This window comes from Spirosoma fluminis, assembly GCF_054778895.1.
Genome location: NZ_BAAGZD010000008.1, coordinates 26,863 through 44,022, shown reverse-complemented (window position 1 = coordinate 44,022; position 17,160 = coordinate 26,863). Strand labels below are relative to the sequence as shown.

The window sequence follows — 17,160 nt, the reverse complement described above, 5'->3', positions numbered from 1 at the left end:
ACTCTCATTGTTGCCAGCCTTCCGGCATCAACGGAGTGCGGTTTTGGTTAGGAATACATGGGGCGGTTATGAATCGCTTTAGTCCGCCTGCTTTAAATGGATTGCCTTCGGGACCCGGCCTCGGTATACGTCGGGTCTGAACGTAAAATAGCTCATCAGTAGATTGTATGATTCCACCCCGATCGTCATAGGCACCCAACGAAAGAACGGTAGCATCCTTCTTATCCATAAAGCGACGAACCGTGGCAATTGAACTAGCGGTAAAATGGCCGACGACGGCTTCTCTTGCATCAGCCAGATTGGTTACATTCCCAACAATGGCCGTTGGTGGTGCATCCGCCAATCCTCCCGTATTTTCCGTTTGCTGCTGTAAAAGCTTATAAAACTGGTAAGCTGATGCCGTCAGTGCCACCTGCCGTACTTCCAGCAAGGCGGGCTGACGGGTCAGCAACGGCACCTGTGCGACCTGCCGACCATTGACAGCCCCACCATTGGCCAGTTGATCATCAAAAACGTTGAGGTAATAGTTCTGAATAATATCCCAGCATTGCGATCGGCAGGGATAGTCATTCCAAACGTCAATGGCGGTTTGGCTAAAGTCTCTGGGAGCTTGCTGACAATCCTCAATGGCTTTTCGGACGGATACGTAAACGCCGTTTTGTATATAATCCTGCTGCACCGAATCAACATAGAAACCCTGATAACAACTCCGGCACCACTGCTGTTTCTCCCATAGTTTCCAGTCCCAGCGGTAATAATTTCGCGTTTCAACTGGGTCTTTTGTCCTGATAAAGCAGTCGTAGCCCGCCCGAAAACCATTAGGATAGAGACCAGCTTGAAAGGCGGTTGCATTAAAGCGAATCGTTAGGTTATCAATTGGTGGCACATCTGGCATAACCTGCTGGGTTGATACGTAACGGCTGCCGTCGCTCAGTGTAAAGCGAAGCTGGTAGGCATGGCCGATCTGCCCCCGAAAATCGCTGGGCAACTGATACGTACCGTCTACGGTCTCATGCGCTGCAACACGTCGACTGGAATCAACTACAACCTCAACTACGGCCTTGGTGATGGGTAAACTGCCAAATCGGCCCGTTAGCGGATCGGCTCTTGACCGATTGAGCGTGATCAATTGGGGCTCGGCCAAATTGGTGATGGTACCATCCACAACAATTACATCGACCGTACCTGTCAGGTCAGCTACAAACGGATCGATGCAGGCCAGGGTAAGCAAAACTATTGAAAAACAGCTTAGCAGAAGCGTAAACGGAAAGCGCATGTGCGATCAGTGAAACCGTTGAGTAGACCGAAGCTAGTAACCTATGGTAGATTCAAGTAAAAATAGGATATAGTTGATATATTTAAGCAACTTTGAGCAAGTTAATCCACTGGCCTGAATCGCTCGTTGATGAGTTGATTCTACCGACGATATCTCATAGCTTAAAGCCAATACCTACATCCACTTACCTTTCTTTTCATGAATCAACGATTAGTCGTTACTACGTTTCTTCTTTTCCTTGTTTCTACTGGCTTTGCTCAGATCACCTATACCCTTTCTGGTGTGGTTCGGGATTCGGCTACCAACCAGCCCCTAAGCAGGGCGGCCGTCGTCATCAATTATGAGAAGTCGACAACCGGGGCGTACACCGACGCTGCGGGTACCTATTCCATCAACCTTAGAGCAGGCCTGCACGTAATCGTTGTGCGGCATGTGGGGTACGTGCCCTTCCGCCAGTCGATTCGCATTCGCGGCAATACGGCCCTCGATATTCGTCTGCCGAGTGTAGCCAGCCAACTGGAAGAGGTTGTCGTTACGAGCAAAGGCTATGACCGCAATGTTCGGCAGCCGCTGCTGGGCGTAAGCCAGATTAATATCACTACGTTAAAGCGCATGCCGGCTGCGCTGGGCGAAGCCGATATTCTGCGGAGTCTACAACTCTTGCCGGGCGTTACCAGCGTCGGTGAGGCCGCTAACGGCGTTAACATTCGGGGCGGCACCACCGATCAGAACCTGATTCTGATGGACGATACGCCTATTTTCAACCCGACCCACATGTTCGGGCTGTTCTCGGTGTTTCCACCCGATGCGGTGGCGGGGCTGGATTTATACAAAGGCAACGTACCCGCCCGTTACGGTGGTCGGGCGGCTTCGGTGCTCGATATCAACCTGCGCAATCCGGACCTGGATCAGACCCGACTCAGCGGAGGGGTCAGTCTGGTGGCAAACCGGCTGACGGTAGAAACGCCGATTGTGAAGGGAAAACTGGGGCTGCTGGTGTCGGGTAGGGGCGCCTTCAACGACTTTCTGCTCCGGCTGGTGTCGCCCCGTTTCGACGATATTCGAGCCAAATTTGGTGATGGTACGGCCAAGCTGTTCTGGCGCGTCAACGAACGCAACACCGTAACGGCTATGGGCTACTACAGTCAGGATTTATTTCAGACGAACTTACTGGGCAGTCTGGCCAATGTCAACGCGACGGGAACTCAGTATGAACACCAGACGACCAACGGAATGGTACGTTGGTTTCACGCCTTTACGCCCCAAGTGAACCTACAGACAACAGCATTGATCGCCCGCTACGTACCGACGATTCTGTCGATTGAAGACAGTACGAACAATAAAGTTGCCCTACGGCAGAGTCTGTTGCAACGTCAAATCAAGTCGAACCTGAATTATCAGCTAACGAATCATAAGCTGGAGGTCGGCATCAGCGGAGCGCATTATCAGATCAATCCGGGGGAGTTACTGCCAGGGAGTAGTCCCAGCGTCAACTATCGTAAAACGCCCGTTGAGAACGCACTCGAACTGGCTCTGCACGCCGAAGACGAATGGAGTGTATCGGATAACCTATCGGTCTCGGCGGGTCTGCGGTACTCCCATTTCCTGAACCTGGGGCCCATCACGGTTCGGCGCTATCAGACAGGAGAGGGCGTCGACGAAACAAGTATCATTGATTCGGTGCAGTACGGAGCCGGACGGGTCGCGTATCAGTACGGTGGTCTGGAACCCCGACTCGGCCTGCGCTACGCATTAGGTGCCAACTCGTCGGTCAAATTTGGCTATAATCTAATGCGGCAGTACCTACAGGTCATTACCAACACCACGACGCCCTTGCCCACGGCCCGCTGGAAGACCGCCGATGCTCACATTCAACCGCAGATCAGCCAACTCTTCTCAGCGGGGTATTTTCACAATAGCCGTAATAACATCTTTGAAGTCTCAGCCGAAGTCTACTGGCGAAGCACCCAGCACGTACTGGATTACAAGCCGGGCGCTGATTTTCTGTTGCAGCCCTACCCCGAAACACAACTGCTGGCCGGGCGAAGTAAGGCATACGGCGTGGAGCTGATGGTGGCTAAAAAGAAAGGAGAGTTGACAGGCTGGATCAATTATACCTATGCGCGTACGCTGAACCAGGTTGATGAAGGCGCGAACTTTCGGCAGCGCATCAACGGGGGCGACTGGTACGCGGCTAACTACGACCGACCCCATAGCTTCAACTTCAGCCTGAACATCAACCAGACGCGCCATCATAGCTTCTCGTTCAATTTTTCCTATAGCACCGGGCGACCCTATACCGCACCGGAGGGCTTTATTCGCTACCAGGGCCGCACGTATCCGTACTACAACGAACGGAACCAGTACCGACTGCCCGACTACCACCGGCTGGATTTTGCCTGGAACATCTACAATCCTAGTCTGAAGAACCGTCGCTGGCAGGGGCACTGGACCTTTACGGTGTATAACCTTTACGGTCGGAAGAATGCCTATTCGATCTATTATCGCACCGAAGGGCAGGCAACGAACCCATATCGACTCGCCATATTTGCCGCTCCCATCCCGAGCTTGACGTATAACTTCGAGTTTAAGTAAATCACCAGCTATATGCGCTCGTTGCTCTTTTTAGGACTGCTTTGTTTAGTGACGGTGCTCATTCCGGCCGCCTGCGTTGACTCATTTGATCAAACGTTGCGGGGGACAAACGACCTTCTGGTTGTTGATGGTACGATCATTAATCTGGCCGAACCGCAGCTTATTCGCATCAACCGCTCAACGGCCGACCGACTCACGGGGCGCTTTGGTTCTACGCCCGTGACGAAAGCGGCCGTTGAAGTCGTAGTCGATTCAAGTTTGCGAATTGCCTGTCATGAAACGCTGGATGGTACGTACCAACTGCCTGCGGATTTTAAAGGCAAAGTTGGACACGCATATCAGCTTCGTTTTACATTAGCCAACGGTACGTCGTACCAGTCCGATCAGCAGATTATGCAAGCTGTACCAACAATCAGTAGGGTCACGGCCAAGTTTAATCCAACCAGTTTAAGCCCTGGTCAGGCATTAGACCATTATTTTAGAGCAGGTCATGACTTGTTTGTTGACTTTCAGGACCCTGTAAGCCAACGTAATTATTACCGCTGGGACTGGAAGTTATATGAAAAGCAGGGTTGGTGCCGTACTTGCCAACAAGGTGTCTATGCGGTCTACAACATTGTACCCCATGTTTATATGTTTCCTAACTATTACGTTTCGGGCGGCTCCTTATATGAAGATTGCTTTGTGCCGGTAGACTACCATGATGTGGGTCAACCAACTTTGGTTACTAAATCCTACCAGTACGATTATCCCTGCCGAACCGATTGTTGGGAAATCCTATACAATTATGAAGTAAACGTCTTGGATGATCAAAACAGTAATGGGGGGCTAATCCAAGCATTCAAGGTCGCCCAAATTCCGTTTTATACCCATGAGCCCTGTTTGGTGGAAATTCGTCAAGGCTCATTATCTGTTGATGCGTATCGCTATTTTCGATTACTTCAGGAGCAAACTCAACGATCAGGGGGACTAGCCGACGCCCCACCAACGGCCTTGGCGGGAAACATACATAATATAAGTTCGGTCAATGAAATAGTAGTGGGGTATTTCACAGCATCAGCAATTGCTAGGTTTCCATACTGGCTTGACAGAAAAGACGCAGTTGGATTGCCATTGGGCAGTAGTGATCCATCAGGTCCCTCGGACCTTGCTAATGCGGAGTTGTTTTATGCGCTAAACCTGCGCCAACCTCATCCGGAACCTACCTACCCACAACCGAATGTGAGAATTTGGGGTGGTCCCTCCCGACCGCCTACGGCCGTCTGTAAGCCTAGCGATAATCGAACGCCTTACAAACCCGAAGGCTGGCGTGATTGATGGGCCCAAAACGTTATACTGCCAGCCGGTGGAACGGGGCGGGTCAACCAGTTCGCCGTTTTTTACGGTCTAATCATGCCAGGGCATATAATACTTGTCTATTCTTAGAAAGATGTTGCCATGAAGAGGCTTGTTAAATTTTCTAAATCCTGATCGGCATGAACCCATTAATAGTACCTTACTTCTCAATTTTAGCCTTTAAGTTATGAAAAACATTCTTCTCCATATCTACGCTTTGATAGGCATCATCAGTACAGTTAGGGCTCAACAAACCATCTTTCCTGAACCTGTAAAAACTAAGACTTCAGCCGGGCGCTGGGTAATCGGTCTGGAAACGGAGAATCTGTTTCTTTTAAAGAAGGTAGCCGGCTCTGGAGATGACTTCTTCTTACGCAAAATAGCGCCTACTGTTGGGTTTGCGGTGACTCCTAATCTTGTAGTTGGCCTTGGAATACCCCTGGGTTGGGCTCCGCAAAAAGGAACATACTATAGTAATGGAACAGTTAGCCAGGCAGGTATTTACAGTACTTATATATCACCTAAACAGGTAGGAGTATCTCCGTTCATTCAACAGTTTATCGGGAAGGGTAAGATTAAGCCTTACGTAGGGGTAGCTTACAGATACACTTATCAACAACTTGACCTCAGTATTCGTGAATTATCAGTTTATCTGAAACAGCCTGGCAATGAATCTGAATTGTCTGTTTTTGCAGGACTAACTTATTTTATAACACCCCGATTTGGTATAGACGCCAAGTTCCGATATGGTTGGCAACAGGGTAATCATCCATACATAATCTTTCCGAATCGATCCAATTTGGGGTATTCGGCAACTTTTGCCTATAGTGGTCAGACCGGATCGGCCAATGTTGGGTTTCGCTATCAGCTTGGCCGGTAAGACGTAATGCCGATCTGATGCAAGATGAAGCTGAATCAGTGTCCGTTACGTACGTCGCTGAAGATCTTAATGTATGACGTAACGTTTTGATTGAATAGTTAAAAGCATTCGAAATTACGTTCGGCGGTTCGGCTTATTGCCCAGCCTTAACGCTTGCAACTGCCACTTACGTAACAACACTGAGTTGTAAACGTATCGGCAGGTTATTTGAGTAGCGTGACACTGAAAATGCGAATCCGACAGATTGGAGGTTAGCCACTAATCTGTCGGATTCTTCTGGGATTAGAAATCGCTATACGTATCGTTCGGTGATGTACGCCGTTCGCTCGCAGGTCTCCAGGAGCAAGGGGTGGCGCGGTTGGTTGAGTGCCGCTTCTAACTCCTCAATGGTTTCTTTGAATAGCATATAGACTGGGATCTCGTGCGATTCCTGTTTGCCTTTAATATACATCAGCGACGGACGTACCGTGCCCGATGCGGCCAACTCATTGTATTGCTGTTTAGCCGCTACCCACTCTTCGTCACTTGTTCCAAAGGAAACCACACGTTCGGATAATGGGGTCGCTTTGCGGTCAGCCAGCTTCGCGTCGAGGTCGGCCAGCATACGCTTTAAGTGGAATGTATCTTTTCCGGTGCGAATGCGCTCCCGCAGCGACTGACGGATCAGGTACGTTAGCGAGTTCGACAGGTTCAACCCAATTTCCGCCATTTGTTTGAATATAAGCGACGAGGGCGACATGCCGGGAATGGTGTTCGGGTCGTGTAGTAAAACCCGTCCATCATGTGTCAGGAACCCGTCGATTCGCGAGTAGACATTGATACCCAGACGGCTGAATGCCTGCTCAACGGCTAGCTGTATCTTCCGGTTATTCTCCAGACTTGTATCAACCGGAATGCGCTTGCGGGCAACATTCGTCTTGTATTTCGTCTCGAAATCGAAGGAAAGAGCATTGTAAATTTCCGTTGGAGGCAGCGCGATGGCCCGTTGGTCGTCATCCTGAATAACTCCGCAGGAGAACTCCTGTCCGCTGATAAACTCCTCAAACAGGACCTCATCTTCCGCATTGAGCGAAGCCAACGTAACGGGCTGACTTGCCGAAAGTGCATCCAGCCGTTCAACAAAATCCTTCGGGTGTTTGATCACCTCGCCGGTTTGTTCGATCACCAGCGGGAAGCTGATACCGGAATCCAGGCTCACCATTTTCTGGGCAAGTTCACGCTTCTCGTTGGTCGACAGCTCTGCCCATTCGCTGAGTTTGCTCCAGCCATCGGGTTGAATGCTCAACGTAAAGAAGCACTGCTCAACGGCCCGGCAGAATTGGGCAAGGTCAGCTTCGCGGACAATAGCCACACCGATTGACGAGCCCTGGTGAGGAGCTTTCACAACGATTGGCAAGCCGAGGTGTTCAGTAAGTGACTGAAAAAACTGGGCCTTATCAGAACGCTCATAGGCGTCGCGGCTAATGGTAGCTGTTTTCTTTTGCTGGCCGGTAGCCAGGGCGATCAGCTCGTTTTGAAGAATTTTATTTATGCCAACCGCCGACCCGACTAAGCCCGGACCCGTATACGGCATTTTGTACCATTCTAAGAGGCCCTGAATAGCACCATCTTCGCAGTCGGGACCGTGCATGGCTAGAAATGCCATGTCGAAATGGTTTCGGAAATGTTCAGGACGTACCTCAGGTAACGTAGCGTGGAGCGCAGCGACGTCGAGCGATTCATCATAAACGGAGAAGCCTGAATCATCCTGTGGTAGCGCATCGCGTAGGGAGGGAGCTTCTAAAAACGCTGGCGAAACCAGCCGGAATCCGCCACGGCCGTCGACAAATACTAACACCGGTTCAAACAAACCTTTGTCTAAATTGGCTAAGGCCGTACGACCACCGGCAAACGATACCTCGCGCTCACGCGCCGGGCCACCGAAGAAGATACCTATTTTCACTGATTAATAGAAATACGTGCGAACCGCAAAGAAACAAAAAAACGCCTGATTCGGCGTTTTAATGAGCGAAAACTGGTGCTGATTAGTCAGGGGAAATAATAGTAACCCCTTTAGGAAGCTCACCTGCCAAACCTGCCGAACCTTTTCGACAAGAGGAAGTAAAAACTCGTAGTCGCTATAGTTAACCCATAAAACCAGAACTGGAATCGGATATTTTACAAAGTTCTGCTGATGTTCGAAGCCCTTGTCCAACGCAATCAATAGATCGAAACCCGTTTCAAGCAAAAGCTTCATTCAATTCGAGAAGTTTACCGTCCAAGATGGTCTGGCGCATCAGATGAAAAAGGGCAACCGCTTGATCTTTTGATACGGAAGGGAAACCTGCCAAAAACTCATCAATTGTTGCATTATTTTCGAGGTGATCCAACAAGTGCTGTATCGGCACTCGGGTCCCCCGAAACACAGGTGTTCCCCCCATCAATTCCGGATCGATATTGATTAACTCCTTCGCCGTCATAGCGTTACGTGTTAAAACGCAGGCGTGATATTTATAGCCTCTACTTTTGTGATCTCTGGGACGGCCTTCAGAATAGCTTCTTCCAGCCCACCCTTGAACGTCATCGCCGACATAGGGCAGGAACCACACGATCCCATGAGCTCAAGCCGGACAACTTTGTCATCTGTTACTTCCAGCACTTTCACGTTGCCACCGTCTGCTGCCAGATAGGGCCGCATTCCGTCAAGGGCTCGCTCGATTTGGTTAATTAGGTGGTCGTTGTTTATTGCCGTCTCCATTGAATACTACGATTTACGGTAAATTTACACGTTCGCAAGGTTTTATGCAACTTCTACACGCTTTGTACGGTCGACTGTTGCATTCCGGATCGCTACCTGCTGAGCCAGGGCTTCGGCCGTTTGCTGAAATGCTTCGCTGGCTACGGGTTCACCAACGCTGATAGCGGGTCGCCCTTCATCGCCCGCTTCCCGGATGCTCTGCACCAGCGGAATTTGCCCTAGCAATGGTACGTCGAACTGATCGGCTAACTGCTTACCACCGCCTTTGCCAAATATGTAATATTTATGATCGGGTAACTCGGCTGGGGTGAAGAAGGACATGTTCTCAATAACGCCTAATACCGGTACGTTAATCTGCGGTTGCCGGAACATAGCCAGGCCCTTTGTAGCATCGGCCAGCGCTACCTTTTGGGGCGTCGTGACAATGATTGCACCCGTTACCGGAACGGTCTGTACCAGCGTCAGGTGAATATCGCCAGTGCCCGGTGGTAAGTCGATCAGTAAATAATCCAGTTCGCCCCAGTCAGCATCCGAAAAGAATTGCTGCAAAGCCCGACCAGCCATCGTACCCCGCCAGATAATAGCCTGACCGGGATCTACCAGGAAGCCCATCGAAAGCAGTTTGATACCGAACTGCTGAACCGGCTCCATCTTCGTCAGACCGTCGACCTGATAAATGCGCGGCTGAATGGCTTCGGCACCAAACATAGTTGGCATGGAAGGCCCGTAAATGTCGGCGTCGATGATGCCTACTTTTGCGCCTGATTTATAAAGCGCAATAGCCAGATTCGCCGTTACCGTTGACTTACCAACGCCCCCTTTACCGGATGACACGGCAATGATGTTTTTCACACCCGGCAGCGTTGGTGTATTTGACCGGGTTGACGTCACATTCGATGTCATGTCGATTGTGACCTGTACATCAGCACCGATATGCGTATGAATGGCGTCTTCGCAGCGCTTGCGGATAACTTCCTTTAACGGGCAGGCCGGAGTGGTCAGAACAACCGTAAAACGAACGGAGCTGATTCCCAGCGTTACGTCGCGCACCATGTTGAGCGAAACAATGTCGCGTTTTAAATCGGGTTCTTCAACCGTACCCAGTGCTTGCAGAACGGCTTCTTTACTTAATCGATAATCAGACATAATGGAAGGGAAAAAAGAAGGAAGGTAAGAAGGGGAAGAAGGAAAAGACTACGCTACCGCCCGTTCTCCTTGTTCCCGTTCTTCGGTATTCCCTTGACGTAAACGACTTCGCACTTCAGCCAGTTCCGCTGTTACATCAACGCGCTTCGACAACGTATCGAGTTGATCAATCAATTTAGTCAGAAACTGCTGATAAGTTGGGCTATCGTCCCCATATAAGGGACGGTGAAGCAGCGATTTGCTAAGCTGCGCCCACTGGGCAACGAAGCCACGAAGTTCAGCGTCGAACGCGCTCTCGGCAAATTTCTCAAAAATATACGCATGCGCCTGAGCGTTGGGATGAATCAGATCGGCTTCGTAGAAGCGATAGTCCCGCAGATCGTCAATCATTAGCTCGTACGCTGGAAAGTAGTGAACCCACTCGTTCCAGACAGTTAACTCATGCGCAATAACGCGTAAGGTCGACTTGCTGACCTGATTCAGGGGTAACGTATCACGCGTGTGCCGCACCGGACTAACGGTAACAATGACCTTAAGTCTGGCATTTGCCTTACGTAGCGTCCTGAGCAGCCGCGTCAGGTCGTCCTGTAAGTGCTCTACCTGATAGAGGTACTTTTCAAACAACGGACCGGGCATTTTGTGGCAGTTGGCGACAACCTTGCCCGTCTCGATATGCCGGTAAACAACCGCTGAGCCCAACGTCAGCAATAAGAAGTCGGCTTTGCGAAGGGCGTCGGCGACCTCTGCCAGTCGATCCACAAGTATGTTCCGGAGCTCATGGCGGCTGTTCGCCCAGAGCGATGAATGAAAGTCATAGTGAAACCAGACTCCATCCCGTTCAACATAGCGATTTTCGTCTGGGGCGGTTCCATACAGAGCCATGGTGAGCAGCTTGGCGATGGAAACCGGATTAAATAGGGTGCCAAACGGATTGGTTAATACGTTCAGTTTACTACTGGCCAACCGTTGTCCTATTACCTCAGCAAAGCATGACCCAATGGTCACAATCCGACTGTTCAGGCCAATGCGATGAGAGAGTAGCTCGGGTGAAAATTCGGTATGAAACTGCATACCAGACTAACAACAATACGACCTGTTTAGGTCCTTTCGGGCTCGGTATTTTCAGACGCTATTTGTTGATTCAGAAGTTATTAGCCAGGCTGCTGCCACGAGCAGATATGCTACGTTCAGCCGCGTTACTTCTGACCTGTTCTTCGCAAACAGAACCCTACTAGTGAAGGCTGCTAAGCCATAACGTGGGCAAAGAGCAAATAAAAAAAGGGCTAAATTACTTTAGCCCTTTTTAGTTTGTCGCGTAGTGCTTAGTCAGCGGCTACTACGTCAAATTTCACCTTGTGTTTAACATCCTTGTGCAGGTCGAGAGTAGCCTCGTACGTACCAAGCGTTTTCACGTCATCAACCGCAATTTTCTTCCGGTCAATGTCGAATCCTTTTTCGCGCAGGGCATCAGCGACCTGCGTGTTGGTCACGCGACCGAAGATTTTGCCACTGTCGCCTGCTTTTGCCGGGATGGTCAGGACCATTTCGCCAATGCCTTCGGCGATTGTCTGCGCGTCATTTTTGATTTTCTCGGCTTTGTGAGCCGCCTGGCGGATGTTTTCAGCAACGATCTTCTTGTTCGAATCGGTTGCCATCATCGCGTATCCTTGCGGAATCAGGTAGTTGCGGCCGTAACCAGGCTTCACCGTTACGGTGTCATTCTTATAGCCCAGGCCAGCGATATCGGTTTTTAGAATAATTTCCATGAGAAAAATGTTTGGCTGTTCGGTCGTTTGCCTGTTTGTCTGTTACGGAGACAAAACACCGAACGACAAAAACAGACGAACAACTAAACAATTATTTCAGTGAATCGCCTACGTAAGGTAGAATGGCCAGGTGACGAGCCCGCTTAACGGCCTGAGCAACTTTGCGCTGGTTTTTCAGGCTGGTGCCGGTTAAACGGCGGGGCAGAATTTTGCCCTGCTCGTTCAGCAGCTTCAGCAGGAAATTGCCGTCTTTATAATCGATATATTTGATACCGGCTTTCTTGAAGCGGTCGTATTTTTTGCGGTTCTCGGTTTTCGAGACAGATTCGTTTTGCAGACTCATGATTACTTGGCCTCCCCGGCGTTTTCGGTTTGTTTTTTCTTACCCACTAAGCCATTGCGCTTCCGATCGTTGTAAGCCACAGCGTGCTTGTCGAGCGAAACCGTCAGGTGACGGATGATGCGCTCATCGCGAAGATACTCCGTGTTGAGTTTCTCGATGATGGTACCGGGCGCCGTAAACTCGAAGAGCTGGTAGTAACCGGTGCTTTTGTGCTGAATTGGATAGGCCAGCTTGCGAAGGCCCATATTCTCTTCGTGAACGAGTTCCGCGCCGTTATCGGTCAGCACTTTACGGAACTTGTCAACGGCGTCCTTCATCTGAGCATCAGATAAAACGGGAGTTAAAATGAACACCGTTTCGTAGTTATTGGGAAACATTGCTTGTAATTGGTTTGAAATGAGGGCGCAAAGGTACAAAAAAAGGAGAAATAACGCAAGGGGAAATTGGGAAAAGGAGGACAGGGAGAAAGCAGGAACGGGAAGAAAGGGAGATTAACGTCGTTTGCGTTCTCCTAGTCCTTTATTTTTCTCTCCTCCTTCCGTCTCCTTTTCCTCCTCTTATTTTACCGTAAACTCGCCATCGCCGATGCGGAAGCCTTCGCAGTAAATTTCGATAGTATGACGGCCTTCGTTAAACCGCTGTGCACCCCGACCATATATAAAGTCCACCCGCTGACGGCTGTTATCGAACGTGAATCGCTGCATAGCGGTATAAATCATGCCCTGGCTATTATACGTAAATTCACCCGAGCCGGTGGCTAAATCCGATATGACGGCTCCCATCGGGTCCAGAATCCGCATGTACAACTCTTTATCGTTCTGCTGGGCCAACCCGTTCGGTGCCATTCGTACTGATACTTTAATCTTGTCGATTTTCTTGGCTTTATAGCTGCCGCCATCCCGTTCTTTACCGCGCGAATTAAGTGCCGTAACTACGATCTCTTCTGCACGTAAGGCCGCGGCAATACTAACTTTCTCGCTCAGTTCCTGATTTTTGGCCGAGACGGCTGCTACGGAGTCGTTCAACGCCTGCCGTTCGGCTTTCAGGCCGCTATTTTCCTGCGTCAGCGTTTCGTTCTGCTGAGCTAATGCACCATTTTCCTGCTTCAGACGGGTAATCTCCTGGTCTTTCTGAGCCAGCAGAGCCTGGTAATTCCGGATTTTCTGGTCGTATTTACGGCTATCGAACGAGTTGACGTTACGTAGTTCGCGCTTGTCGACTTCCAGTTGCTGCTTTACTTTTAATAACGAGTCAACACTGCCACCGAGTTGCTGAATTTCTGCAATTTTAGCGTCTAACTGGGCCGATATAGAGTCGAGTTTTGTTTTCGTAGTGAGTACTTCCTCGGTTTTGGCGGCAATGTTGGCGTCTTTCGTTTTGCTATCCTGACGTTCCTGGTAATAAAAATAAAGAAGAAGTACGTTTAAGGCGGCCAAGATCAGTAACGCGGCTAATAAATAACTACGACTACTGTTCTGGGTTTGAGGTCTAGGTTCCATTGGAGTCATAAACTAAGCAGAAGGGTTGCACTTAAAATCCATTCCAAAACTAAAACACCCGTGCAATTATTGTCTTCTTCAAATGCTTTAGGGCCAAAAACTACGCCTTTCTGCGTAGTTCTCAAACTTATCTTTGCACAATCTTTATAAAGAAACAGGGCAGCATTCGCTGCCAGGTGCTTATGATCGCGGATACAATTCATCAGATAGAAACGGAGCTGCACGGGCGGGCTCAACTCATTGCCGTTACAAAAACAAAGCCGGTTGCGCTGCTCCAGGAAGCGTATGAGGCTGGCTGTCGGCGCTTTGGCGAAAACAAGGTGCAGGAAATGGTGGACAAACACCCCCAACTGCCCGCCGACGTTGAGTGGCATTTAATTGGTCATTTGCAGACGAATAAAGTGAAGTACATTGCGCCGTTTGTTACGTTGATTCATTCTGTTGACGGCTTGAAGTTGTTGCAGGAGATCAACAAGCAGGCCGCCAAGCACAACCGGATTATTGACTGTCTACTTCAGATTTATATTGCCGATGAAGAAACAAAGTTTGGCCTCTTGGCCGGGGAAGCTGAAGCGCTGCTGAATGCCGGGGAACTTGATACGTTGGGTAACGTTCGTATTGTAGGGCTGATGGGTCTGGCTACCAACACAGACGATACCGAGCAAATTCGCCGGGAGTTTCGGGGATTGAAGCAGTTGTACGATAAGTTAGCCGCTATTTCGCGACCGAATGTAGCCTTCCGGCATCTTTCGATGGGGATGAGTGGCGATTATCAGATTGCCGTCGAAGAAGGAAGTACGTTGGTTCGCGTAGGGAGCGCTATTTTTGGATCAAGAAACTAATCAAAACCGGGATTGAGAGGATTTAAAGGATGGACAAGATTTTGTTCGTAGTTTCTGTAGGAACAAATCCTGTAAATCCATCTAATCCTCTCAATCCTGCGGGGCCGCCCTTGCGGTTTAGACTAATCATATGAAATTTTTCATTCAATCGGGAGCGGTTTTGGGGCTGCTGGGTGTTGCCCTCGGTGCGTTTGGAGCTCATGCGCTACGTACCATGCTGGAGTCTACGGGCCGGACGGCTACGTTTGAAACGGCGGTTAAATACCAGTTTTATCACGCGTTGGCGCTCGTGCTTATCGGGGTGCTGATGCAGTTGTTCGGCAGTAATCCGGCGATTGTTAAGCTCCTCAACTGGGCGGGCTATTCGTTTCTGGGCGGGGTGCTGGTCTTTTCCGGGTCACTGTATATCCTGTGTTTCACTGGCATTACGTGGTTAGGAGCCATTACGCCTATTGGTGGAGTGGCCATGATTGCAGGCTGGGCGCTGCTGCTGTGGGCGTTTTTTTAGAAGGAGAAATGGGAGTAGTGGGAGGAAAGGGAAAAGAGGGAGAGTCTTTTTTTGCGGTCTTGATTCCCCTTCTTCCCTCTCTTCCCACTACTCCCTTTTCTCCCTCTTTTTTCGTATCTTTGTCGTCTGATTCTGAGAATAATGCAAACGAATATACAGGCAGAAACCGCCCGTCGGCGGACCTTCGCCATCATTAGTCACCCCGATGCCGGGAAAACCACGTTGACCGAAAAGTTGCTGCTTTTTGGGGGGGCCATTCAAACCGCTGGAGCTGTAAAGTCGAATAAAATCAAGAAGTCGGCTACGTCTGACTTTATGGAGATCGAAAAGCAGCGGGGTATCTCCGTCGCTACGTCGGTCATGACGTTTGAATACGATAATCTGAAAATCAATATTCTGGATACGCCTGGCCACAAAGACTTTGCTGAAGATACGTATCGGACACTGACCGCTGTCGATAGTGTTATCCTGGTGATTGACTGCGTAAAAGGCGTAGAGGAGCAAACCGAGCGGCTGATGGAAGTCTGCCGGATGCGCGACACACCAGTTATCATTTTCATCAACAAACTCGACCGCGAAGGACAGAATCCGTTCGACCTGCTCGATGAGCTGGAAGAGAAGCTGAACATCCGCGTGCGCCCGATGACCTGGCCCGTGAATATGGGTTCTGATTTCAAAGGTGTTTACAGCCTGATCGAGAAAAAATTATATTTCTTTAAAGTTAACAAGACGAAAGTCGAGGACGACGTATTACCGATTGAGCTCGAAGATTCGCTGCTTGATGAGAAAGTCGGCCAGCGGGATGCGGCCCAACTCCGCGAAGACGTTGAGTTAATCGAGGGCGTTTACGATACGTTCGATCGGCAGGCGTATCTGGATGGCAAGCTGGCACCGGTATTCTTTGGGTCGGCCGTTAACAACTTCGGTGTAAAAGAACTGCTCGAAGGCTTCTGTCAGATTTCGCCCGAACCAATTGCCCGCCCGACCGATAAGCGCGAGGTGTTACCCGGCGAGAAGAACTTCAGCGGGTTCGTCTTTAAAATTCACGCCAACCTCGATCCCCGCCACCGCGACCGGATTGCGTTCCTGCGTATCTGCTCGGGCGTGTTTGAGCGGGGTAAGTTTTACCACCATACGCGGCTGGACAAAAACGTTCGTTTTGCCTCTCCCTTTAGCTTTATGGCCGATAGCAAGAGCGTGGTCGAAGAAGGTTTTCCGGGGGACGTAGTGGGTTTGTATGACACAGGTACGTTCAAGATCGGCGATACGTTGACGGAAGGCGAGGAGTTACAGTTTCAGGGCATTCCGAGCTTTTCACCCGAGATATTCAAAGAATTGGTGAACCTGGACCCTATGAAGTCGAAGCAACTGGACAAAGGGATTCAGCAGCTTACCGACGAGGGGGTGGCGCAATTGTTTACGCTTGAACTGGGTAACCGCAAGTTCGTGGGTACGGTGGGTGAACTCCAGTTTGAGGTGATCCAGTACCGTCTGGAAAATGAATATGGTGCTAAATGCCGCTGGGTGCCTCTGAATTATACGAAAGCCTGCTGGATTACGGCGGAGAACCCGGCTAAACTGGCCGAGTTTATTCGGTTGAAAGGCAATCAGATCGCCTACGATAAAGACAACAACCCTGTTTTTCTGGCCGAGTCAGACTGGATGCTGCGGATGAATCAGCAAAACAATCCAGACATTCAGTTTCACCTGACCTCTGAATTTAACGTAACGGCCTAACGGAAACAAGTGCTTCCGCAGGCTTGGTTAGTTGCTTTTTTTGAACTACTGCTGTTGAGTAGAGTTATGTACAGGAAAAGTGCATAACCATACTCAACGCAGATGAAAACAATACTTGCCACCTTCGCCCTTGGGCTTGCTATTACCGGTTCGGCCGCAGCCCAGCAGAACTCCTCCCAGAGTTCATCGACCAACGGGTCGACAACCAACACGAGCGTAAGCCCGTCGACTAACCAGGGCTCCGGCAATGCCGCCCGGCCCAACTCCCCCAATACGTATCCAAATAACGGCACTACTCCGACTGCCGGAACGGGCAACACCGTAGACCAGAACTATGGTTCAGGCAGTGCGGTTGGCCCGGCTGGAAACGGCGGCATTACAACGACCTCGACTGACGCCCGCAGCAGCACAACCACGGGAGCAAGCCCGGTTAAGGCGAAAAAGAAAAAACCAAAAGTCGATAATCAACGATAGGCTGTCTATAGGCTACGTTTCT

Annotated in this window: 18 protein-coding genes; 7 read left to right on the top strand and 11 right to left on the bottom strand. The window is 50.0% G+C overall.

Annotated features, from left to right (window positions below; genetic code table 11):
* Positions 1 to 4: 4 nt before the first annotated feature.
* Positions 5 to 1,276: a DUF4249 domain-containing protein gene (locus ACYVBJ_RS13240; RefSeq protein ID WP_460982779.1), complete on the bottom strand. Its 1,272-nt coding sequence runs from the start codon at positions 1,274 to 1,276 to the stop codon at positions 5 to 7.
* Positions 1,277 to 1,474: 198 nt separating this feature from the next.
* Between ACYVBJ_RS13240 and ACYVBJ_RS13235 the strand changes: the two genes are divergently transcribed.
* The 3 genes from ACYVBJ_RS13235 to ACYVBJ_RS13225 all read left to right on the top strand — a co-directional run bounded on the left by ACYVBJ_RS13235 (position 1,475) and on the right by ACYVBJ_RS13225 (position 6,086).
* On the top strand, positions 1,475 to 3,871 hold the full coding sequence (locus ACYVBJ_RS13235; protein WP_460982778.1) for a TonB-dependent receptor: 2,397 nt from the start codon (positions 1,475 to 1,477) through the stop codon (positions 3,869 to 3,871).
* Positions 3,872 to 3,883: 12 nt separating this feature from the next.
* Positions 3,884 to 5,188: a DUF4249 domain-containing protein gene (locus ACYVBJ_RS13230; protein ID WP_460982777.1), complete on the top strand. Its 1,305-nt coding sequence runs from the start codon at positions 3,884 to 3,886 to the stop codon at positions 5,186 to 5,188.
* 205 nt (positions 5,189 to 5,393) lie between these two features.
* Positions 5,394 to 6,086 carry a hypothetical protein gene (locus tag ACYVBJ_RS13225; protein ID WP_460982776.1) on the top strand — a complete coding sequence of 231 codons (693 nt, stop codon included), beginning with the start codon at positions 5,394 to 5,396 and terminating at the stop codon, positions 6,084 to 6,086.
* Between the two features lie 292 nt (positions 6,087 to 6,378).
* Here ACYVBJ_RS13225 and ACYVBJ_RS13220 read toward each other — a convergent pair whose 3' ends face one another.
* The 10 genes from ACYVBJ_RS13220 to ACYVBJ_RS13175 all read right to left on the bottom strand — a co-directional run bounded on the left by ACYVBJ_RS13220 (position 6,379) and on the right by ACYVBJ_RS13175 (position 13,577).
* Positions 6,379 to 8,028: a D-alanine--D-alanine ligase family protein gene (locus tag ACYVBJ_RS13220; protein ID WP_460982775.1), complete on the bottom strand. Its 1,650-nt coding sequence runs from the start codon at positions 8,026 to 8,028 to the stop codon at positions 6,379 to 6,381.
* A gap of 3 nt (positions 8,029 to 8,031) precedes the next feature.
* Complete coding sequence (locus tag ACYVBJ_RS13215) at positions 8,032 to 8,322, bottom strand: hypothetical protein (protein ID WP_460982774.1); 291 nt, start codon at positions 8,320 to 8,322, stop codon at positions 8,032 to 8,034.
* Positions 8,306 to 8,545, bottom strand: coding sequence for a DUF433 domain-containing protein (locus tag ACYVBJ_RS13210; protein WP_460982773.1), 240 nt, complete (start codon positions 8,543 to 8,545; stop codon positions 8,306 to 8,308). The genes ACYVBJ_RS13215 and ACYVBJ_RS13210 overlap by 17 nt, the downstream gene beginning before the upstream one ends.
* 11 nt (positions 8,546 to 8,556) lie before the next feature.
* A complete protein-coding gene (locus ACYVBJ_RS13205; RefSeq protein WP_460978929.1) occupies positions 8,557 to 8,823 on the bottom strand; it encodes a NifU family protein in 267 nt (88 codons plus the stop codon).
* Between the two features lie 42 nt (positions 8,824 to 8,865).
* Positions 8,866 to 9,969, bottom strand: coding sequence for an Mrp/NBP35 family ATP-binding protein (locus ACYVBJ_RS13200; protein WP_460982772.1), 1,104 nt, complete (start codon positions 9,967 to 9,969; stop codon positions 8,866 to 8,868).
* Positions 9,970 to 10,017: 48 nt separating this feature from the next.
* On the bottom strand, positions 10,018 to 11,040 hold the full coding sequence (locus ACYVBJ_RS13195) for a GSCFA domain-containing protein (protein ID WP_460982771.1): 1,023 nt from the start codon (positions 11,038 to 11,040) through the stop codon (positions 10,018 to 10,020).
* Positions 11,041 to 11,291: 251 nt separating this feature from the next.
* Complete coding sequence (gene rplI / locus ACYVBJ_RS13190) at positions 11,292 to 11,735, bottom strand: 50S ribosomal protein L9 (protein ID WP_460982770.1); 444 nt, start codon at positions 11,733 to 11,735, stop codon at positions 11,292 to 11,294.
* Positions 11,736 to 11,826: 91 nt separating this feature from the next.
* Positions 11,827 to 12,078, bottom strand: coding sequence for a 30S ribosomal protein S18 (gene rpsR, locus ACYVBJ_RS13185; protein ID WP_012925715.1), 252 nt, complete (start codon positions 12,076 to 12,078; stop codon positions 11,827 to 11,829).
* A gap of 2 nt (positions 12,079 to 12,080) precedes the next feature.
* Positions 12,081 to 12,455 (bottom strand): 30S ribosomal protein S6, encoded by a 375-nt coding sequence (gene rpsF / locus ACYVBJ_RS13180; protein WP_460978934.1) that lies wholly within the window; start codon positions 12,453 to 12,455, stop codon positions 12,081 to 12,083.
* Between the two features lie 180 nt (positions 12,456 to 12,635).
* Positions 12,636 to 13,577 carry a hypothetical protein gene (locus ACYVBJ_RS13175; RefSeq protein ID WP_460982769.1) on the bottom strand — a complete coding sequence of 314 codons (942 nt, stop codon included), beginning with the start codon at positions 13,575 to 13,577 and terminating at the stop codon, positions 12,636 to 12,638.
* A 182-nt stretch (positions 13,578 to 13,759) separates the two neighbouring features.
* Here ACYVBJ_RS13175 and ACYVBJ_RS13170 point away from each other — a divergent pair, with 182 nt between their 5' ends.
* The 4 genes from ACYVBJ_RS13170 (at position 13,760) to ACYVBJ_RS13155 (ending at position 17,138) form a co-directional block, all read left to right on the top strand.
* Positions 13,760 to 14,419 carry a YggS family pyridoxal phosphate-dependent enzyme gene (locus tag ACYVBJ_RS13170; RefSeq protein WP_460982768.1) on the top strand — a complete coding sequence of 220 codons (660 nt, stop codon included), beginning with the start codon at positions 13,760 to 13,762 and terminating at the stop codon, positions 14,417 to 14,419.
* A gap of 130 nt (positions 14,420 to 14,549) precedes the next feature.
* A complete protein-coding gene (locus ACYVBJ_RS13165) occupies positions 14,550 to 14,927 on the top strand; it encodes a DUF423 domain-containing protein (protein ID WP_460982767.1) in 378 nt (125 codons plus the stop codon).
* Between the two features lie 141 nt (positions 14,928 to 15,068).
* A complete protein-coding gene (locus ACYVBJ_RS13160; RefSeq protein ID WP_460982766.1) occupies positions 15,069 to 16,664 on the top strand; it encodes a peptide chain release factor 3 in 1,596 nt (531 codons plus the stop codon).
* 102 nt (positions 16,665 to 16,766) lie between these two features.
* Positions 16,767 to 17,138 (top strand): hypothetical protein, encoded by a 372-nt coding sequence (locus tag ACYVBJ_RS13155; RefSeq protein ID WP_460982765.1) that lies wholly within the window; start codon positions 16,767 to 16,769, stop codon positions 17,136 to 17,138.
* Positions 17,139 to 17,160 lie beyond the last annotated feature (22 nt).

Excerpts from the sequence above, each read along its gene's own strand:
- ACYVBJ_RS13240 (WP_460982779.1), bottom strand. The coding sequence starts at position 1,276 with ATGCGCTTTCCGTTTACGCTTCTGCTAAGCTGTTTTTCAATAGTTTTG.
- ACYVBJ_RS13235 (WP_460982778.1), top strand. The coding sequence starts at position 1,475 with ATGAATCAACGATTAGTCGTTACTACGTTTCTTCTTTTCCTTGTTTCT.
- ACYVBJ_RS13230 (WP_460982777.1), top strand. The coding sequence starts at position 3,884 with ATGCGCTCGTTGCTCTTTTTAGGACTGCTTTGTTTAGTGACGGTGCTC.
- ACYVBJ_RS13225 (WP_460982776.1), top strand. The coding sequence starts at position 5,394 with ATGAAAAACATTCTTCTCCATATCTACGCTTTGATAGGCATCATCAGT.
- ACYVBJ_RS13215 (WP_460982774.1), bottom strand. The coding sequence starts at position 8,322 with ATGAAGCTTTTGCTTGAAACGGGTTTCGATCTATTGATTGCGTTGGAC.
- ACYVBJ_RS13210 (WP_460982773.1), bottom strand. The coding sequence starts at position 8,545 with ATGACGGCGAAGGAGTTAATCAATATCGATCCGGAATTGATGGGGGGA.
- ACYVBJ_RS13205 (WP_460978929.1), bottom strand. The coding sequence starts at position 8,823 with ATGGAGACGGCAATAAACAACGACCACCTAATTAACCAAATCGAGCGA.
- ACYVBJ_RS13200 (WP_460982772.1), bottom strand. The coding sequence starts at position 9,969 with ATGTCTGATTATCGATTAAGTAAAGAAGCCGTTCTGCAAGCACTGGGT.
- ACYVBJ_RS13195 (WP_460982771.1), bottom strand. The coding sequence starts at position 11,040 with ATGCAGTTTCATACCGAATTTTCACCCGAGCTACTCTCTCATCGCATT.
- rplI (WP_460982770.1), bottom strand. The coding sequence starts at position 11,735 with ATGGAAATTATTCTAAAAACCGATATCGCTGGCCTGGGCTATAAGAAT.
- rpsR (WP_012925715.1), bottom strand. The coding sequence starts at position 12,078 with ATGAGTCTGCAAAACGAATCTGTCTCGAAAACCGAGAACCGCAAAAAA.
- rpsF (WP_460978934.1), bottom strand. The coding sequence starts at position 12,455 with ATGTTTCCCAATAACTACGAAACGGTGTTCATTTTAACTCCCGTTTTA.
- ACYVBJ_RS13175 (WP_460982769.1), bottom strand. The coding sequence starts at position 13,577 with ATGGAACCTAGACCTCAAACCCAGAACAGTAGTCGTAGTTATTTATTA.
- ACYVBJ_RS13170 (WP_460982768.1), top strand. The coding sequence starts at position 13,760 with ATGATCGCGGATACAATTCATCAGATAGAAACGGAGCTGCACGGGCGG.
- ACYVBJ_RS13165 (WP_460982767.1), top strand. The coding sequence starts at position 14,550 with ATGAAATTTTTCATTCAATCGGGAGCGGTTTTGGGGCTGCTGGGTGTT.
- ACYVBJ_RS13160 (WP_460982766.1), top strand. The coding sequence starts at position 15,069 with ATGCAAACGAATATACAGGCAGAAACCGCCCGTCGGCGGACCTTCGCC.
- ACYVBJ_RS13155 (WP_460982765.1), top strand. The coding sequence starts at position 16,767 with ATGAAAACAATACTTGCCACCTTCGCCCTTGGGCTTGCTATTACCGGT.